The sequence below is a fragment of the Rhizorhabdus phycosphaerae genome (assembly GCF_011044255.1).
Lineage (GTDB): Bacteria > Pseudomonadota > Alphaproteobacteria > Sphingomonadales > Sphingomonadaceae > Rhizorhabdus > Rhizorhabdus phycosphaerae.
In genome coordinates this window covers 3899036-3918087 of record NZ_CP049107.1, presented here as the reverse complement: position 1 = coordinate 3918087, position 19052 = coordinate 3899036, and the positions used below count along the sequence as shown (strand labels likewise).

16 protein-coding genes are annotated in these 19052 nt (G+C 66.0%); 9 read left to right on the top strand and 7 right to left on the bottom strand.

Going from position 1 to position 19052, the window contains the following annotated elements:
* Positions 1-13: 13 nt before the first annotated feature.
* Positions 14-439, bottom strand: a complete 426-nt coding sequence (gene arfB, locus G6P88_RS18175; RefSeq protein ID WP_165324446.1) for an alternative ribosome rescue aminoacyl-tRNA hydrolase ArfB — start codon at positions 437-439, stop codon at positions 14-16.
* Between the two features lie 3 nt (positions 440-442).
* The gene (locus G6P88_RS18170) at positions 443-1102 is read right to left on the bottom strand and encodes an RluA family pseudouridine synthase (RefSeq protein ID WP_226946635.1); all 660 of its coding nucleotides are present in this window, start codon (positions 1100-1102) and stop codon (positions 443-445) included.
* Between the two features lie 145 nt (positions 1103-1247).
* Between G6P88_RS18170 and G6P88_RS18165 the strand changes: the two genes are divergently transcribed.
* The 3 genes from G6P88_RS18165 (at position 1248) to G6P88_RS18155 (ending at position 5468) form a co-directional block, all read left to right on the top strand.
* Positions 1248-1868 carry a 50S ribosomal protein L25/general stress protein Ctc gene (locus G6P88_RS18165; RefSeq protein ID WP_165324444.1) on the top strand — a complete coding sequence of 207 codons (621 nt, stop codon included), beginning with the start codon at positions 1248-1250 and terminating at the stop codon, positions 1866-1868.
* A gap of 94 nt (positions 1869-1962) precedes the next feature.
* Positions 1963-2532: an aminoacyl-tRNA hydrolase gene (gene pth / locus G6P88_RS18160; protein ID WP_165324443.1), complete on the top strand. Its 570-nt coding sequence runs from the start codon at positions 1963-1965 to the stop codon at positions 2530-2532.
* A gap of 80 nt (positions 2533-2612) precedes the next feature.
* Positions 2613-5468 (top strand): CHAT domain-containing tetratricopeptide repeat protein, encoded by a 2856-nt coding sequence (locus G6P88_RS18155; RefSeq protein ID WP_226946634.1) that lies wholly within the window; start codon positions 2613-2615, stop codon positions 5466-5468.
* A gap of 94 nt (positions 5469-5562) precedes the next feature.
* Here G6P88_RS18155 and G6P88_RS18150 read toward each other — a convergent pair whose 3' ends face one another.
* Together G6P88_RS18150 and G6P88_RS18145 are read right to left on the bottom strand one after the other, a co-directional pair.
* Positions 5563-7953: a hypothetical protein gene (locus G6P88_RS18150; RefSeq protein ID WP_165324442.1), complete on the bottom strand. Its 2391-nt coding sequence runs from the start codon at positions 7951-7953 to the stop codon at positions 5563-5565.
* 2 nt (positions 7954-7955) lie between these two features.
* Positions 7956-9284 (bottom strand): tetratricopeptide repeat protein, encoded by a 1329-nt coding sequence (locus G6P88_RS18145; protein WP_226946633.1) that lies wholly within the window; start codon positions 9282-9284, stop codon positions 7956-7958.
* A 103-nt stretch (positions 9285-9387) separates the two neighbouring features.
* Here G6P88_RS18145 and G6P88_RS18140 point away from each other — a divergent pair, with 103 nt between their 5' ends.
* Together G6P88_RS18140 and G6P88_RS18135 are read left to right on the top strand one after the other, a co-directional pair.
* On the top strand, positions 9388-10689 hold the full coding sequence (locus G6P88_RS18140; protein WP_165324441.1) for a caspase family protein: 1302 nt from the start codon (positions 9388-9390) through the stop codon (positions 10687-10689).
* Between the two features lie 124 nt (positions 10690-10813).
* The gene (locus G6P88_RS18135) at positions 10814-12592 is read left to right on the top strand and encodes a sensor domain-containing diguanylate cyclase (protein WP_165324440.1); all 1779 of its coding nucleotides are present in this window, start codon (positions 10814-10816) and stop codon (positions 12590-12592) included.
* A 19-nt stretch (positions 12593-12611) separates the two neighbouring features.
* Here the strand turns inward: G6P88_RS18135 and G6P88_RS18130 are convergent, their stop codons facing one another.
* Positions 12612-13241 (bottom strand): hypothetical protein, encoded by a 630-nt coding sequence (locus G6P88_RS18130; protein WP_165324439.1) that lies wholly within the window; start codon positions 13239-13241, stop codon positions 12612-12614.
* Between the two features lie 111 nt (positions 13242-13352).
* On the opposite strand from G6P88_RS18130, the gene G6P88_RS18125 reads away from it, so the two are divergent.
* From G6P88_RS18125 to G6P88_RS18110, 4 genes are all read left to right on the top strand, one after another.
* Positions 13353-14147, top strand: a complete 795-nt coding sequence (locus G6P88_RS18125; RefSeq protein ID WP_165324438.1) for a response regulator transcription factor — start codon at positions 13353-13355, stop codon at positions 14145-14147.
* Positions 14144-15505, top strand: a complete 1362-nt coding sequence (locus G6P88_RS18120) for a sensor histidine kinase (protein WP_165324437.1) — start codon at positions 14144-14146, stop codon at positions 15503-15505. Before G6P88_RS18125 ends, G6P88_RS18120 begins: the two co-directional genes overlap by 4 nt.
* Positions 15506-15609: 104 nt before the next feature.
* Positions 15610-16710, top strand: a complete 1101-nt coding sequence (gene ychF / locus G6P88_RS18115) for a redox-regulated ATPase YchF (RefSeq protein ID WP_165324436.1) — start codon at positions 15610-15612, stop codon at positions 16708-16710.
* 70 nt (positions 16711-16780) lie between these two features.
* Entirely contained in the window at positions 16781-17233 is a 453-nt protein-coding gene (locus G6P88_RS18110; RefSeq protein WP_165324435.1) for a MaoC family dehydratase, read from the top strand.
* A 6-nt stretch (positions 17234-17239) separates the two neighbouring features.
* On the opposite strand, the gene mtnP is transcribed toward G6P88_RS18110, so the two are convergent.
* Both mtnP and G6P88_RS18100 read right to left on the bottom strand, forming a co-directional pair.
* The gene (mtnP, locus tag G6P88_RS18105) at positions 17240-18106 is read right to left on the bottom strand and encodes an S-methyl-5'-thioadenosine phosphorylase (RefSeq protein ID WP_165325285.1); all 867 of its coding nucleotides are present in this window, start codon (positions 18104-18106) and stop codon (positions 17240-17242) included.
* A gap of 71 nt (positions 18107-18177) precedes the next feature.
* Positions 18178-19041, bottom strand: a complete 864-nt coding sequence (locus tag G6P88_RS18100) for a cytochrome c1 (RefSeq protein ID WP_165324434.1) — start codon at positions 19039-19041, stop codon at positions 18178-18180.
* Positions 19042-19052 lie beyond the last annotated feature (11 nt).

The following is a 19052-nucleotide window of genomic DNA, read 5'->3' as shown; positions in this document are numbered from 1 at the left end:
CGCCGGAGGCCGCTCAATCGATCTTCGGCCGCCCCCGCGCCGCCTTTACCCCCGACCGCTTGGTCTTCCCGTCCAGCCGCCTGATCTTCGAGGCGAAGGTGGCCTTGGTCGGCTTGCGCTTCTTGGGGACGAAGGTCGCATCGCGGATCAGGTCTAGCAGACGCTGCAGCGCGGCCTCGCGGTTGCGCGGCTGGTCGCGATATTCCTGCGCCTGGATGACGATCACGCCTTCCTGCGTGAGCCGCGATCCAGCGAGACGTTCAAGCCGCTCGGCCACCGCCGCCGGCAGCGACGGCGAATGCCTCACGTCGAAGCGCAGCTCGACCGCGCTCGAAACCTTGTTGACGTTCTGCCCGCCCGGCCCGCTAGCACGCACGAAGCGCTCCTCGACCTCATCCTCGTCGATCGAGATATGCGGCGTCACCGGGATGCGCGGCACGGGTCAGGCGCCGTTCCCGAAACCCAGGGCGCGGAAGCGGTCGGGCATGGCGGCATTCGCCTCGATCGCGGGCTTACCCTCGCGCGGCAGCACCAGCCGCGCGGCGTGGAGCATCGTCCGACCGTCCTTGCCGCCACGGCCATAGACCGGATCGCCGAGAATCGGCACGCCGACGCCGGTCGCGGCGTGGACGCGAATCTGGTGGGTACGGCCGGTGGTGGGGCGGAACTCGACCAGCGCCTTGCCTGCGACGGTCTCGAGCACCCGCCAGGCGGTGGTTGCCGGCTTACCTTTCGGATCGCCAACCATGCGCCATCCGCTTTCACGGCTCGATTGCTTCGACAGGGGCAGGTCGACCATGCCCTCGGCAGCTGCGGGGACGCCATCGACTATGGCGAGATAGACTTTCTCGACCCGGCCATCTTCGAAGCTCTGTGAATAACGCCGATGCGCCTTCGGATTGCGTGCGAGCAACAGGCAACCCGAGGTGTCCCGGTCGAGGCGGTGGACCGCGCTCGGCCAGCGCTTGAACCCGAAGGTCAGCGACTGGAGATGGTTCTCCAGGCTCAGGCTGCCGTCGCGCGGCGGATCGACGGGCAGGCCCGCGGGCTTGTCGATGACAATAGCTTCGCCATCGATGAAAAGAATATGTTCGTCCAGCACCGCCCCCCCATGCACTGCCCGAGCGCGGCTGCAAAGTGGTTCCTTGCCTTTTCCCTGCTTCGCCGCTATGCGCCCCCATCCCGCTCTGGTCATCCCTGGAGGCAGTGCGGGCTTTTTTTAACACTAAGCGAACTGGAGACATGTCATGAGCGAAGTGCTCGACCTGTCGGCCGAGGTGCGCGAGCGGGCAGGCAAGGGAGCCTCCCGCGCGATCCGCCGCGAAGGCCGCGTCCCCGCCGTTGTATACGGCAACAAGCAGGAACCGACCTCGATTCACATCGAGGAGAAGATCCTTATGAAGATGCTTCACACCGGGCATTTCTTCAACAGCGTCGTCATGCTCGACGTTGGCGGAGAGAAGATCCGGACCCTGCCGAAGGACGTTCAGTTCCATCCGGTGACCGACCGCCCCCTCCATGCGGACTTCCTCCGCATCGGTGAGCATTCGACCGTGACCGTCGACGTTCCCGTCCGCTTCGTGGACGAAGACCTGTCGCCCGGCCTGAAGCGCGGTGGCGTCCTCAACATCGTCGTTCACGACCTCGGCCTGACCGTCGACGCCGCGATGATCCCCGACGAGATCGTCGTCTCGCTCAACGGCCTGGAAGTGGGTGACAACATCCACCTGTCTCAGATCAAGCTCCCCAAGGGTGCGACTGCAGTCGACCAGGACGACATCACCATCGCGACGATCGTCGCCCCCTCCGCTCTGAAGAGCGAAGAGGGTGAGGCCGCTGCCGAGGGCGAAGAGTCCGCCGAAGGCTGATCGCCTTCCGCCGATCGAGATAGAGGCTCTGCCGGTCCAGGTCCGGCAGGGCCTTTTTCTTTGCCCAACGCCCATCTGATTGTAGGAGGCCGCAATGCAGATCTGGGTAGGACTGGGAAATCCCGGCGCGCAATATGCGATGCACCGGCACAATATCGGCTTCATGGCGGTCGACACGATCGCCGAGATCCACCGCTTCGATCCTTGGAAAAAGCAGTTCCAGGGCTGGGCTGCGCTGGGCAGGATCGGCAGCGAGCGCATCCTGCTGCTCAAGCCGGCCACCTTCATGAACGAGAGTGGCCGCGCCGTGGGCGAGGCTATGCGCTTCTACAAATGCGACGTGGCCGACGTGACGGTCTTCCATGACGAGCTCGATCTTGCCCCCTTCCGGGTCAAGGTGAAGACGGGCGGCGGCACCGCCGGCCACAACGGCCTGCGCTCGACCGAAGCCCATATCGGCAACGCTTTCCGGCGGGTGCGGCTGGGCATCGGTCATCCGGGGCACAAGGACCGGGTCACCGGACATGTCCTCGGCAATTTCGCGAAGGCGGAGATCGATCCGCTCTCCGACATGCTCGGCGCCGTCGCCGCCGAAGCCCCCTGGCTCGCCGCAGGAGACGGCGTTCGCTTCATGAACGAGGTGGCTCTACGCCTGGCTGACTGATCCGCAGCCCGAGGGGTGACGTAACGGCAGGCCGGGACTAGGGTGGCTCCCGGTGGGTGTGGCGTTACGGGGGAAGTGGCGTGGGGAAGATCATCATGGGCACGGCCGTTCTGGCCGGGCTCCTGGCTTACGGTCCGGCGGCAGCGGCGAGCCCTTCGCTTTTGGCGCAGGCCGAAAGCATCGATATCGCAGCCGATCCGGGCGGCGCTGCTACAGCATGGCAGAAGCTAATCGCGACGACTCCGGTCGGCACGCGCGGACGGACCCGCGCGCTTCTCGGCCTCGGCGAAGCGCTGGTGACGGCCTCGCGGAGCGACGAGGCGCTTCCGGTGCTCGAAGAAGTGGAACGCGCCCGAGACGCGAAGCCCGACCAGCGCGCCCGCGCAATGACGCTGCTGGGGTCGGCCCTCGCCGACGCCAACCGCCTCGAGGACGCCAAGGCGAAGCTTGCGGATGCCATACGCGCATGGCGCACCATTTCTCCCCAAGGCGGCGCGCAGGAAGCGATCGCGCTAAACATCCTGTCGACGGTCCATTTCGCGGCGGGGGATCTCGCCGAAGCCGAACGGATCGGCGTCCGATCGATCGAACTCTATCGCAAGTCGGGCGCGCCCGAAGATGCCGAACTGGTCGGCTTCATCGGCAATATGTCGACGATCACCTTGCAGGCTCGGAAGCTGGAGGCGAGCGAAGCCTATGCCCGCGAGGCGATGACGCTGGCGGGGCGCATCCTGCCCGAGGATCATCCGACGGCTATCGTCGCGCTCACCAACTGGGTGGCCGTTCTCGCTGCACAGAACCGGCGTGAGGAATCGGTCGATATATTGAAGCGGATCGCCGCGCTCCGGGAGAACCGCTTCGGCCCGAACTATCCGCCGCTCGCGATCACCTATAATAATCTCGCCCGTAACCTGCTGTTCCTCGGACGGCCAGCGGAGGGCGAGCCCTATGCCCGGCGAGCGGTCGCGATCGGCGAGAAGACGCGCGATCCTGCGGATCAGGTACTGGCGGCCTTTCGCGACAATCTGGCCGACCAGCTGGTCGATCTCGGACGAGAAGCGGAATCGGTCGAGATCAGGCGCAGCGCGATCGCCGGGCTCGGAAACGGGAACCAGCAGCGGGCGATGCGCCTGCGCAGTTCGCTCGGCAAGACGCTGCTGAAGATGGGCGACGATGCCGGGGCCCGGGAGCAGTTCGACCTGGTCGACCAATGGCAGGCACGGACCTTGCCCGACACGCATCCCGACCGGATCGAGATCCGCAGCTATGTGGTTCTGCTATCGGCGAAACTGGGTAGGCCCGACGCGCGTGAGCGGCTTACCACCCTGTCGGCCGACGTCGAACGCGAGCTGTTCGCGAATGCCGATCCGGATCGCCGCGCCAGTTCGGTGCCAGACCTGCTCGCGCGTCTGCTGGACGCAAGTTGGTTGATGGGGGACCGGGAAACCGGCTTCCGTATCGCCCAACTGATGGCGCTCGATGAAGCCGGTCGCGCCATCTACGCGGTCTCGACCCGCGCCGCCGCACGTGTACCGGAGGCGGCCGCGCTCATCCGCCGGCGGCAGGACCTGCTGGCCGAACGCGACCGGGCGACCCAGGCCGCACTGCGCGCGTTCGGCAAGGGCGACGCCGATTATCGGGAAGCGACCGCAGCCGTGGCGAAAGTCGATGCAGCGCTGGCGGAAGCCGAGACGACGTTGCGCGCCCTCAGCCCGGCCGATGCTGCCCTGACCCGCTTCCGGTCGCTCGACGAAAAGGCGGTCGCCGCCCGGCTCGACCGTGGCGAGGCGCTGCTGATGCCGGTGCCGCTCGGCAAGGACGTGGTGACCTTCGTTGTGCGCCGCGACCGGGCCGACTGGGCGCGCTCGCAGGGGGCGACCGTGCTTGCGGACATTTCCACGCTGCGCGCTTCGCTGAACGTCGACCTGTCCGCACGCGGCGCCCTCGCCGACCCGTCTGCTCGCCATACCGCGTTCGACCGTGGCCTCGCCTACCGCATCTACAGGACGATCGTGCCCGACCGGCTGGAGAAGAGGCTCGTCGGCAGCCAGAGCTGGATCGTGGCGCCGGGCGGTCCGCTGGCCAGCCTGCCCTTTGCGGCACTGGTGACCCGTCCACCCCAAGGCAAGGACGGAGAGGTCGCGGCGCTCCGCAGGACGCCATGGCTGATCCGCCGCGCGGCGCTGACGCAGATTCCGGCGGTTTCCGGCCTTGGCGCCGAAGCGCTGTCGGCGAAGCCGGGCGAGCGCTTCGTCGGCATCGGCGCGCCTCTGCTCGACGGCAAGGCAGCACCCGGCGAGATCCGCAGCTTCTATCGCGGCGGCGCGATCAATCGCGAGGCACTGGCGGCGCTGGCGCCGCTGCCACAGGCCGAGCGCGAACTGAACCGTATGCGCGAAGCGCTCCGCCTCCAGCCTGCCCTGCTGATCGGTGCTGCGGCCACCGAAACCGCGGTGAAGCGAGAGGATTTGCGCAACATCCGCGTCCTCGCCTTTGCCACCCATGGGCTCGTCGCCGGAGCGGTGGACCGCAGTTCGGAGCCCGGGCTGGTGCTGACCCCACCGACGCGCCCCGATGGCACCGACGACGGCCTGCTGACCGCCTCCGAAATCGCCGCGCTCGACATCGACGCGGACTGGGTGGTGCTGTCCGCCTGCAACACCGCCGCTGGCTCGAGCAGCTCCGCCCCGGCGCTCTCCGGACTCGCACGCGCTTTCCTCTACGCTGGCGGGCGTTCGCTTCTGGTGAGCCACTGGGCAGTACGCGACGACGTCGCAGCCCGACTGACCGTAGAGACGGCGCAGCTGGCCAGCCGGGGACAGAGCCGGGCACAGGCCTTACGCCGCGCGATGCTCGACCTGATCGCCGATCGATCGCAGGCGGACGGCGCCGATCCCTCCGTATGGGCACCGTTCATCCTGGTCTCCAGCCGCTGAGGCCAGTTACCGGAAGGGAAAAGCGGCGCCGGACTGCCAGGCCCGGCGCCGCTTCCCGAAGGAGCAGGTGGTGGGAGTGCCTGCCCCAGCGAGCCTATTTGCCGAAGGCGGCGGCGCCGGTGACCGTGGTGCTTGTTCCCGGTGCGTAGACCTGGAAGCTCAGGCCCAAATGGCTGGCACCAGGACCGGCGAGAAAGCCTGTGATATTCGCTTCGCAGCTACCGCCCGTGCACACCGGCCCGCCCGGTGCGACGGACAGGCCGTAGGCGGAGAAGTTCATGCCGCTGCCGACGCTCATCTGGCTGCGCGTCGGATCGGTCACGCCGCCTGTGGTCGCCACCGCATAGCTGTGTCCGCCGATACCAACCTGAAGATCGACCCCAACTTTGGGCGTAGAACCGAAGGCGACCGCAGCGCTGCCGCTCAGCGTTCCGGGTTCCAGCGAGCCGTCGTTGATCGTCGGCCGCGTCGCTCCAACCAGGGCGTAGTTGGCCGTGCCACTCGTGGGCAGGTCCGTCGCGGGCGTACCATGGACGAGGTGCAGCCCCTGCCGTTCGGTGCGGGTCACCGGCGGATTACCGAAATATGTCCCGGCCGTCGTTCCTCCAGCCCAGCGGGTCCAGCCGATAACGCCGGCGACGCTGCCCGTCTCGAAGGCTTTGTTCGTGCCGATCTCGGGCGACTCTCCGGTCGGATTGACGGTCCAAACATATTTCAGGAGTTGCCCGTTATCGCCGAGCGTAGTGCGGCTTTCGTCGCGCGCGTCGATCCCGATCACGTCCCCCGCATAAGCGACCATCTGGCCCGACAGCTCGTTGCCCGTGACCGGGGTGGTCGGCGTCACCGGCCCAGTCGGAGCCCCAGGCGTCGTCGGTATCGTCGGCAGGGTCAGCGTCAACCCCGCCAGAATCGAAGCCACCGCATCCAGTGTCCCCGTCTGCGCCAGCAGATCTAAGGCGTTGCGGATCAGCTGGACGGTCGCCTGCGGCACGCCGGCGAACAGGCCATTGTCGATCGCCTGGTTCAGATATTGGCGGATCAGGTCAGCCGAGATGCCCGCATAAGCATTGGGATTTCCGCCTCCGCGCAGAAACTCGATATAGGCCTGCAGGATCGAAGCATATTCGGGCAGCACGACCGTACCACCGCCGGTACCGCCACCATTTCCGCCACTTCCTCCGCCATTGCCACCCGTCGTCGGCGGCACGAACACGCCAGTGCCGCCATTGGCGAGAAACTGCGCATAGGCGTCGAAGATCGCACGGTTGGACTGGCCGATCAGATCGACCAGACCACTCGACTGGAGGAAGGTGAAGTAGGCGTTGATCACCTCCTGGCTGGCGCCGGTGAACTCGGCCGGCGCCCCTCCGGCGCGGATGAAGTCGATATAGGCGTTGACCAGATCGGTGTAGCTGTCGACGAAGCCGTCCGCGCCGCCGCCCGTCGACAGGAAGTTCAGATAGGCGCTCGCAAGCGCGGCATTCTGCTCCGACAGGCCCTGCAGCGCGCCGGTCGTCGACAGATAGTTGAGATAGGCGTTCACCGCCTGCTGGTTCGCTCCCTCGAAGCTCGATGGCGATGCGCCGCTGCGGATCAGGTCGATATATTGGTTGATCAACGCAGCGTAGGTCGCCTTGAACTGGTCCGCCGCGCCGCCATCGGCGAGGAAGCCAAGATAGGCCTGGATGATACCGGGCTCGGCCCCGACGAAGGCGCGGGCGCCATACGCCTCCTGCAGTTGCGCAGCGAAGCCGACCAAAGTCGCCACATCGCCTGCCGGGAAGGCGGGGACCGCCGGATTGGCGGCGGCCGCCTCGACATTTCGGGCCGCCTGGACGACGTCGCCCGACGCTCCGACGGCTGCCAGCGCCTCACCCAGATTGACCGGGATACCGGCTGCGGCGGCCTTTGCGGTATCGCCGGCCGGCTCTGCATCAGCCGATGCCGAAGCCGGCGCTGCCGGTACCGCATCGGCCCTGTTGGCGAAGACGCGATCCGCACCCCGGCCAGCCTCTGCCTGCCACGCCGAACCGACGCTGTATATCTGCCGCTGCCCACCGCTGGTGATGGCGACGCTGCCGCCGAGCGTATGGCCTGTGAAGCTGTTGCCCTGAACGGTGAAGGAGCCCGAAGGGTTGCTGCCAGCGAGCCGCGCCGTCGCGCCGCCCGGCAGCATGATCGTCGTGTCGATCGCACCGCGCGGCGCCGCCACGGTAACATTGCCCGACAGGATCGAGACGGCATTGCCGTCGACCTTCACCGAAGCTGCGCCGACCAGCGACACGATCGCGCCGCTGTCGGTCATGATCTGGGTCGTGCCGCCCGAGGTGCGGATTTCCTGGCCATTGCCGGCTTCCGTGCCGACCAGAGCCGGATCATCGGCGAAGAGGATCTTGCCGGCCGTTGCGGGTGCAGACACCGCTAGAGCCGAAACGGAGGCCAGCAGGACCAGCGGCAGACGCGAAATGCTATGGATGTTCGTCATGGTCAGTTCCCCCGGAACTCGACGCGGACGCCCATGCTGGCGGTCCAACGCTCGAAATCATACAGGCCGATGTTGCTGAAATTGCGGGAATAGGTGACCCGCGGACGCAGATAGACCGACTTGGCGACGAGATATTTCAACCCCACGGAGGCATCGATCTGCTCGTCCCGCCGCTTGCGCAGGAACAGCGGATCGGGATCGTCATAGCGGCGCAGTTCGCCGGAAATGCCGCCGACCAGATTCAGGCTGGGCGCGATCGAATATTCGAAGCCCAGATTGGCGTTGACGAACCCGTTGGAAAAATTGTCCCCGCCCGCGCGCCGGGCCTCTTCTTTGCCGCCCGCGATGCTGGCGACGATCGTGCGGTCCGCATAGGAAGCCGCCAGCGCATAGCGATCGACGTCGCGGAGCCGGTCGTTGACATAATCGAACCGGAACAGTTGCGCGCCCAGACTTAGCGCCGCGCCATTGCCCAGCAGATGGGTATATTGACCGATGGCGCCATAGGCATTGCGAAAGCCGTCGCTGCCCAGCCAGAATTTCTGCACCTGCCCCGACAGTGACACCACGTCGCGGCTGGCGAAGCTGTATGACCCGCCAAGCGTGCCCGTCAGGCTGGCCTGATCGAAACGGCTGTCCCCGACATTGTCGCGCCAGGTGCCCAGCACGCTGCCGAAAACCCGCATTTGCCGGCTGGCCGGCGTCGCGATGCTGAGGCCGCCCTGCGTTTCATAGAAGGGCTTGTCGATCCGCCGTGCCGCACCGCCCAGCTGCCCCGGGCCCAGGCCCGCGAACAGGGGAATGGTGATGTTGGTCAGGCTGGTGGCGCTGTTGATGTTGCTGTCATAGCCTCCGGACAGGTCGAGAAAGCCGGAGACGTCGGTGCCGCCTCCCGCCACTTCCCGGTCGTAGCGGCGGACGATGCTGTCGAAGCGCTGCCGCACCGGATCAGGCAGGGTCGGATCCTGCACCACAGTGCTGAACTGGGCACGCGCCGTATCGACGTCACCCGACAGTGCATAGGACCGCGCAAGCTCCGCGCGCGCCTGGCTATTGCCTGGCTGCACCGCCAGGACGCGCTGGAAAGCGAGGATCGCCTCGCCCGTCCTGCCGCTGTCGGCCGCTGCCAGTCCGAGCGCATAATTATAGTCGGCATCCTGCGCCCGGCTGGCAAGCAGGGGCGCGAGCAGGTCGTAGGCCTCAGCGGCCCTGCCCTGCTTCTGCAAGGCCACGGCCCGCGTCAGCACCTCGTCCATCGCGGCCCAGGCCGGTGCGGAAGCCAGCACGACGGCCAAGGCCGCGCCCGCTTTGAAACATATGCTACGTATCACGGTAACTCCCCTGATTTCCCCTACGGCGATGTGCCACGGAGCAGAGGCATTCCCGACTGACGTTTCCTGACATGAACTGGCGGCAACCGGCGCCGCACGGTAGATGATGCGGGAGATGGTCACGATCTTCCGCCTCGCGCTTCTGCTCGCCCTGCCCGTGGCGATGACCCAGCCGATCGAACGGGCGGATGCCCGCGTGCGGGCCGTGCTGGTGGGCGCGTCGGACTTCGCCGAACCGGAACTGCGACGCTTCTCCCTGCCCGGAGCCGCACGCGACGCGGAGCGAATGGCAGACGCGCTCCGCCCATTCGAAATTTCGGCTGGCGACATGACGGTTCTGACCGGACGGGCAGCCACAGCCGATGCTATCCGAGCGGCACTCGACGCTTTGGCTCGACGCTCGACACGTGGCGATCGTGCGATCATTTTCCTGTCCGGCCACGGCACGCAGGCTCCGGTTTCAACGGACGACGGACTCGAACCCGACGGGCTGGATGAGTGGTTCCTTGCGTCGGACGCAGGTCGTTGGGACACCCGGTCGCAGTCGCTGCCCGGAGGACTGAAAGATGACGAGATCGGCCTCCGCGTGCGTGCGATGCGGGCAGACGGAGTCGACGTCTGGATAATGATCGACAGCTGCACCGGCGGCGGCCTGTTCCGTGGCTCCCGGGCTACCCCGAAAAGCATCGACGCCAGCATATTGGGAATCGTCCTGCCACCACCCAACCGAGGTGCGATCGACACGAGCGGTTTCGTCGATGCGGGGCTCGCGGGGGGCGGCAGACTGGTGGCCTTTGCGGCAGCGGCACCGGGACAGATCGCCTGGGACTATGGTGACGGCGGGCGGTTCACCACCGCGCTCGCCGCGGCGCTCACCGACCGCCCCTCGAGCTTTGCCGCTCTTGCCGCGCGCAGCGGGCCGGTCGCGATTCCCTGGACAGCGGGCGATCTTTCCGCCCCCTTTCTGTTCGATGGTCAATCACCCGATCTGCTCGGGCTGATCCGCGGCCTCCCTCCCCTGCCATTCGCGACCCGTCTCTCGATCGACGATGCCGGCGCCTGCAAAAAGCGGAGCAGTGGCAGCGATCGAAGGTCGCCCGATGCGAGCACGACGATCACGCTGGGCCATTGCGACCATGTTCGGGTCGACTTCGGCGAGCCGGTAACCCCCTTGCGCCTGGAAGCCTGGTACCGGGATGCGAGCGGAAGCTATGCAAGCCTCTCCCCACCGGCGGGGCTGCTGGTGGTCCCCGGCCGCTGGGCCAATGTGGGCTTCACCTTCGTTACCCACGACCCCGTAAGCGGCAGTCCCTTGCCCCGCGGCGAAGAGGTCCTGATCCTCCTTGTGCGCGACGGGTCGGGGGCAGCGATAGCAGGCGACCTCATGCGCTTTCAGGCGAAGTGAGGTATGATCTAGCGGCAATTCTGTCACATCTAGCCACCAGGTGATCGTTTCGTCGCTGAAATTGGTTGCGCCGGCGTGCATGTCCGGCGATGGACAGTGAACGAGTGCGGGGGCATTCCTGATCGTGTACAGATGGGGCGACGGCAGTAGTCGGCGGGAGGCAATCGGTGCGCTTCTTGGCGCTGCTGGCTATTTCCTGCTGGCTTGGGGATCGACCGCCCTGACCAGCGGTGCATATGCCTTCGCTGTCCTGTGGCCGGCAAACGCACTGCTGCTGGCCTTGCTTATCCCGGTTTCGCCGAATCGCTGGCCGATCTTTCTAGCGCCTGCTTTCTTGGCGAACATGCTGGCGAACCAGTTCGCCTTCGGTACCGTCGTCGGCGCCTCGCTCTATGCCATGGCAAATCTGATCGAAGTGGCAATCGCCGCGCTGATCCTACGCCGGTCGAACACCGGGGCCGATCCCTTCACCGACGTGCGGACGATGCTGATTTTCATACTGCTCGGCGGCATCGGGCCCGTCTTTGGCGCGCTGGTCGGAGCGCTGACCGCCAACGCCTTATATGGGACAGGCTTCTGGATCGCCTTGCGCAACTGGTATCTTGCCGATGCCACCGGGCTGATCCTGTTCACGCCGCTGTTCGTCGGCATCGGCTCCGGCGCCCTCTGGCGCTGGTATGACGCACTGGGACGCCGCGGCCGCATGGAGGCGGTCCTCATCTTGCTGATCGTTGGATTCGTGGCGCTGGTCGTTTTCCGACACGCACGCAATCCCATGCTGTTCGTAATGGGCGCACCGCTGCTCCTCGCCACCTTCCGTCTCGGCCCATTTGGAACGAAAATCTCGTTCCTCCTGTTTGCGGTCCTGGCAATCGATCTGACGATGTCGGGCGAAGGGCCTATCGCGAAGGCGTATCGCGACCCTCTGGAGCGCGCGACCTACCTGCAAATCTACCTTGCCCTGATGCTCCTCATGACACTTCCGGTCGCGGCCGATCTCAACGCAAGGCGCCTCTTGGCGCGGCGGCTCCAGGAAAGCGAGGCCAGCCTGCGCCTCCTGGCGTCCAGTTCGGCGGACATGCTCGTGCGCCTGGATCATCGCGGCCGTTGCGTTCAGGCGTCGGGCAACTCGGCGCTTCTGCCCGTTCGGCACGGCACCGATCTGCTCGGCAACAGGCTTGCCGATCTGGCAGAGCATGCAGACGCACCGCATGTCGAGGCCAGTTTTTCCGCTGCCTTCGTGAATCCGGGAGAAGTCTCCCGCTGCGAATTCCGTCCCCTCGGCCGGCCGACCGAATATCTCGAATGCACGATGCGTGCACTGATCGATGGCGAAGGGCACTCCTATGGAGTGGTCGGAGCAATCCGCGACGTCTCCCTGCGCAAAGCACGTGAGCAGAGCCTGGCTCTGGCCGCCTCGACCGACAGCCTGACGGGCGCGCTCAATCACGCGGCTTTCATGTGTCATCTCGACCGGCTTCTCGCGGCGCTGTCGTCGCCCAACCTTGCCCTGCTGATGATCGACGTCGACCGGTTCAAGAAGGTGAACGACAGCTTCGGGCATCTCGCGGGCGACCGGGTCCTCGTCGAACTTCACGACCGGCTGAGGACGCTGCTGCGCGATCATGACGTGATCGGCCGCCTGGGCGGGGACGAACTGGCGATCATCCTCGACGGGACCTCCCCGGAATTGGCAATGTCCATCGCGGATGCGCTGCGAATAGCGGTCTCGCGCAATCCAGTGGTGCTTCCGGATGGCGACACACTCATCATGTCGCTGAGTTGTGGCATTGCGCAGGCGCGGCCGGGAATGACGCGCCATGAGCTGATCAAGCGCGCGGACGAGGCCCTCTACATAGCCAAGAACAACGGCCGCGACTGTGTCGCGACGCACGCGCCATGAGGCGATGCTGCCTGTTTGGTCAGTTGCTCAGCACCACTACGCGCGTCGGAACGCGCCCCGCATTGGCGAGCGAAACACGATAGCGACCCGCCGTCGGCGGCGACCACCGGCAAAGGGGATAATGGCTGTCCCCCTTCTGGTCGCAGATCGGCCGTCCCCGGCCGTCGACGACACGCAGGTGAAGTCCGGCATCGCCGTCGCCGATAGCCGAGACCAGTGCCGTCTCGGCGCCGCGCGCCTCGACCGTCCAGCGGATCGTCCCACCCGGCGCCAGCATCTCGCGGAACTGCAAGGGCCCACTGCCCCAGCTTCCGCCGATGATCCCCTTCGGACGCGCGCGACGAAGTCGGTCCGCCTCTTCTGCTATGCGCGTGTCCATGGGCGCCATGAGACGCGCCTCCTCGCTAAGCGCCGCCACCTCGGGCGAGGCATCGGGCAAAGCCTCGCTCACTGCCAAGCTGCCGTTGTGCAGCACCGCGTTGCGCACGCCACTCGCCGCGATCAGCCGCGCTGCCGCAAGCATCAGGTCCGCATCATGACTCCGCCGTGCGACCTCGGCGAGACGGAAGCCGAGGGTGGCATCCTCGATCGACGAGGGCCCGGCAGCGGCGGCCGAAAGCAGGCAGACAAGGGCAGCGAGAGCCTTCATGGTTCCGGTCTATCCGTCCGATGGAAATGGTGCCAGCATGGACGTCTGAATTTATCTGACGCTGCGGCTTCTAGCGCTTTCCTTTCTCGTGTCGGTGCGCATGATGAGGCCATGGGGCAGGAAGACGAAAAGGGCATCGAGCAGACATTCCGTCGTCTGTTCCTCGGACGAAACGCGCTGATCCTCGAGGATGAGGAGGAAGTGGCCGAACTTCTGGCGACGGCCTTGCGCAAGGCGGGCTTCGAAAGCGTCGAGGTGACCGGCAACGGCCTTGAGGCAATCGAACTGGCAAAAGGACGAAGCTTCGACATCTTGATTCTCGATCGCCAGACACCCGGGCTGGACGGCCTGGGCGCGCTCGAGAAGATCCGAGAGGGTACGGGCCAGTCGATGCGCGCACCTGCGCTGTTTCTGACAGCGCTGGGATCCGAGCGCCACCGGGTCGAGGGTCTGGCCGGCGGGGGCGACGACTATGCCGTCAAGCCGCTGTCCGAGATTGAATTGCTCGCCCGTCTTGCAGCACTGCTCCGCCGCAGAGCATGGGACGCAGGTCCGGCAGCAGAGCAGGAAGCACTTTCGTGCGGTCCGCTTCACATCGACCCCGGCAGCATGACGGCTTCGCTGTGCTGCACGCAACTCGACCTGACAGCTCGCGAATTCGCAATTCTTACCCTGCTCGCCCGTAATGTGGGGCTGCCCGTGACTCGCTCGATGCTGTGGTCGACCTGTTGGTCCACCTATAATTTCGTGCCCGCCAACTTCGCCAATACGATCGACGTCCACGTCTCGCGGTTGCGGCGTAAGCTGGACGCCGCAGCCAGCTGCGTGCCAGCGCATCTCAATCCGTTGATCGTCGCGGTTCGCAGTCAGGGATTGATGCTGCGGCGTCTGGACGAAGTCGCTTGAGAACGTTGCTGCTACCGGCCAAGACCGCGCTGCTTCTCGCTGTATTTTCCGGGCTGGCGCTCGCACTCAGCGTCGCCGCCTTGTTCATGGTCGATCGCGATGCACGCCGGGTCGCCGCCGCCGAGGCCGCGCGCTACGATTTCGAGGCGCTGGCGGAGAAGCTGCCCGGCGTGTTGGACGATCCAGCCGCAGCGCCTTTGCTCGCAGCCGCCGTTCGGGAGGTCGGGCGCTACGCCGCGCGGACCGGTCAGCCCCGCATCCTCCTCTACCGCGACCCCCATGGCCGGGTGAGCGGCAGCAGCACGGCCTGGCCCAGGTTGCGCGCGTGGCGGGACGGATATGCAATAGGCAGCTCAGGCCCGGAAACCGACATCGTCGCGCTCGTCCGGCCGCTCCCCCAGGGTGCGAGCCTTCTCTTCGCAAGACCCGTAGATTCCGCCAGCGCCTTGCGCCGGTCGCTCGGCCTGTGGGGCGGCGGTATCGTGCTGCTGCTCACCGGACTTTCCGTGGTCACCGCGCTCGTCGTGGGCGGGCAGACCGCCGCCCGGATCCGCCGGCTGAACGAGGTCTGCGACCGCGTCGCCGAAGGAGATGTCGGGCAAAGGATAGCGGAGCTGGGCCCCGCCGACGAAATCGGAATTCTCGCGCGCCACATGAACGGCATGCTCGCGGAACTGGAGCGCCGTATCCACGGCCTGCGGGCAGCATCGGACCATATCGCCCACGATCTGCGCACGCCCCTGGCCAGGGTTCGGGCACGCCTCTCGACGATGGAGAATTCGGCTGACGAGGAGGTCTCCCTGCAGGCCAGCCGGGCGGCGGAGGAACTCGAACGGCTGATGGCGGCGTTCAACGCGCTGCTTGAGCTGCGGGAGATAGAAGCCGATGTCGGCACCCCGGCGACGGCATTCGACGTGGCCGAGGCCATCGAAACGGCGGTCGATCTCTACGAGGCTGTGGCCGAGGACGAAAAGAATGTCCGGATCGAACGCGACATACGGGTGGCGACATTTGTTGGGGACCGCGAATTGCTCGTCAGGGCGCTGGCCAATCTCGTCGACAACGCGCTCAAGGTTTCGCCGCCCCAGGGCGTCATTCATATCGCTGCGCGCTCTCACATAATGGAAGGAGAAGCCGCACTGGAACTGTCGGTCTCCGACGATGGTCCAGGCTTCACGACTCTGCCCGCCGAAGCGGACGGAGCGAGATCGACCCTCGGCGGACATGGGCTGGGCCTGGTGATCGTGCGGGCGATCGCCGAACGTCACCGGGGTACCGTCACGGTCGGCGCCGGCGAGACGGGTGCTCGCGTCACGCTCATGCTCAGGGCCCCGCGCCTCCTGATCGCGAACGTCTGAGCCGCCACATTCGCACCCGGCCCCGCCGGGACATGCTCGCCGACACTGGCCTTTGCGGGCAGCACCCGCTATCGGGCGCCCAACCGAACAAGTCTGGAATCGATATGGGTTTTCGCTGTGGCATCGTTGGCCTGCCGAACGTCGGCAAGTCCACCCTCTTCAACGCTCTGACCGAGACCGCGGCAGCGCAGGCGGCCAATTATCCCTTCTGTACGATCGAGCCCAATATCGGGCAGGTCGCTGTGCCCGATCCGCGTCTGTACGAAATCGCGAAGATCGGTGGATCCGCCAAGATCATCGAGACCCAGCTCGCCTTCGTCGACATCGCCGGCCTCGTCCGCGGCGCGTCGAAGGGCGAAGGCCTCGGCAACCAGTTCCTCGCCAACATCCGTGAAGTCGACGCCATCGTCCACGTCCTGCGCTGTTTCGAGGATGGCGACGTGACCCATGTCGAGGGCAAGGTCGACCCGATCGCCGACGCGGAGACGGTCGAGACCGAATTGATGCTCTCCGATCTCGAAAGCCTCGAAAAGCGCGTCCCCAATCTCGCCAAGAAGGCGGCGCAGGGCGACAAGGAGTCGAAGGCGGCCGCATCCGTGCTCGGGCAGGCGCTCGAGCTGCTTCGCGAGGGCAAGCCCGCCCGCCTGACCGAGCCGAAGGACGAGGACGAAGCCCGCCTCTTCGCCCAGGCGCAGCTGCTGACCGCCAAGCCGGTGCTCTATGTGTGCAACGTCGACGAAGGTGCTGCCGCCGACGGCAATGCGCTGTCCGCCCGGGTATTCGAAAAGGCCAAGGCCGAAGGCGCCAAGGCCGTGATCGTCTCGGCCGCGATAGAATCCGAGATCGTGACGCTCGATCCTGCCGACCGGGCGGACTTTCTCTCCGATCTCGGCCTCGCCGAAACCGGCCTCGCCCGCGTCATTCGCGCGGGATATGAACTGCTCGACCTGATCACCTTCTTCACCGTGGGTCCGAAGGAAGCACGCGCCTGGACGGTCGAGAAGGGGTCCAAGGCACCGCAGGCAGCCGGCGCCATTCACAGCGACTTCGAGCGCGGCTTCATCCGCGCCGAAACCATGGCATTCAAGGACTATGTCGCCCTGGGCGGCGAAGCTGCGGCCCGCGAGGCCGGCAAGCTCCGCTCCGAAGGCAAGGACTATGTCGTGCAGGACGGCGACATCATGCTGTTCCGCTTCAACGTCTGAGCCACGCGGTAGCTGGAACGAAATCAACAGGGCGGCGCGCCACGCAGCGGCCGATCTTCGGGGACAGGGCATGCGATATTTCGAGGATTTCGAGATCGGACGGGTCGACCGCTTCGGCGCCTATCCGGTGCAGCGCGAAGAGGTGATCGACTTTGCCTCCAAGTTCGATCCGCAGCCCTTCCACCTGGATGACGAGGCCGCCGCCGCCTCTCCGATCTTCGGCCGCCTCGCTGCCAGCGGCTGGCACACCTGTTCGATGGTCATGCGGATGCTGACCGACGAATGGATGGAAGACGGGCATTTCTCGCTGGGCGGCACCGGTGTGGACGAGTTGCGCTGGACCCGCCCGGTCTATCCGGGCGACATATTGACGGTGGAGAGCGAGGTGTTGTCCAAGTCGATTCCGCGCTCACGTCCATCCATGGGCTTCATCAACTTCCGGCTGACGATCTTCAATCAGAAGGACGAGATCGTGATGACGATGAAGGTCACCAACATCCAGCCGCTGCGCCCGGCGGCCTGACGTAGCTCAGCCGAACAAGCGGGGCGCCAGAGTCGCCAGCCTTGCTCGGCTGAGCGCCGGCCAGCTCTCCCTGGCGGTGATGACCGCGCCGTCGAGGGCGTGGTCGCAACCCTGTGGGCAGCCCCGGCCGCCATGGGTTCGCGCAGCGACCGCCTCCACCAGCGCCTGGGCGCGCGCGACATTTGCGTTCATGGTGGACAGCACGCTCGCGACATCGACCTCGCTGTCCGACCAGGCGTCGAAGTCGGTCACCATCGCGACGCTCGCGTAGCAGAGCTCCGCCTCCCGCGCGAGGCGCGCCTCCGGCAGGCCGGTCATCCCGACGACATCGCAGCCCCATTGGCGGTGCAGCAAGGATTCCGCGCGGGTCGAGAATTGAGGTCCCTCGATCACGAGCATCGTGCCTCCGATCCGATGCGCGCCCTGCTGTGCTGTCAGCACTTCCTCCACGGTGGCGCCGAGCCGGCCGCAGGTCGGTCGCGCAAAAGCCACATGGGCGACGATGCCATCGCCGAAAAAGCTGCGCCCGCCCCGCACGGTGCGGTCGACATATTGGTCGACGAGCACGAAGGTGCCGGGCGGCACCGCTTCGTGAAAGCCGCCAACGGCGGATACCGCCAGAATCTCCGAGCAGCCGACCGCTTTCAGCGCCCCAATATTGGCCCGATAGTTGACCTCGCCCGGCGCGAGGCGGTGGCCGCGCCCATGTCGCGGCAGGAAGGCAACCTCGCGCCCGCCCAGTTCACCCATCAGCAGCGCATCGGAAGCCGCGCCCCAAGGGGTCTCAACCTCGATCCACTCGCCGTCGTAAAGCCCTGGCATGCGGTAGAGCCCGCTGCCCCCGATCAATCCCAACCGCCCCTGCTTGCGCATCATGCTCTCCACATATGAAAAGGGGCCGCCCGGTACTCCGGACGACCCCCTGTCATCTCGTCAGGTCAGGCTCAGTGCTTGATGCCGGCCCAGACGTTCCGATAGGCCATGAAGGCGAGGGCCGTGGCAATCAGCAGGAAGCCGATCACGGTCCAACCGAGCGCATGGCGATTTTCCAGCTTCGGTTCCGCCGTCCAGATCAGGAAGGCCGAAACGTCCTTCGACATCTGGTCGATCGTCGCCGGGGTGCCATCGGCATAGGTTACCTGACCATCAGCCGCGAGCGGCGCGGGCATGGCGATGTTCAGATTGGCGAAATAGGGGTTGAAGTGAAGACCTTCCGGGGTCTTCGCTTCGGGGAACTCCTTGAGCAGTTCCACGCCCTTCTCGTTCTTGAACGTCGCCTGATCGGTGTAGCCGGTCAGCAGCGAGTAAACATAGGCACCGCCGTCATGGCGAGCCTTCGTCATCAGCGACAGATCCGGCGGCAACGCATTGTTGTTGGCGGCGCGCGCGGCGACTTCGTTCGCGTAGGGCGACGGGAACTTGTCGGCCGGGGTGGCCTTGCGAGTCGCGGGTTCACCGGTCTCCGGGTTGATCGAGGGAACCTCGGTCGCCCAGTTCTTGGCGATGGCCTTCACCTCGGCCGCGGTGAAGCCAATGTGCTCGAGGTCACGGAACGCCACCTGGTTGAGCGAGTGACAAGCCGAGCAGACTTCCTTGTAGACCTGGAAGCCGCGCTGCAGCTGCTGACGGTCGAACTTGCCGAGCGGCCCGTCCGAAGCAAAGGAAACATGCTTCGGATGCAGATGGAACTCATGCTCGACGGTTTTGGCCGGCGGCTCGCTGATGAAGGCGATTGCACCCATCACCAGCGAGAAGAGCAGGACGAAGACGAAGCCAGCGCCTGCGAAGAATGCAATGGGACGAACCATGGTTTCTATAT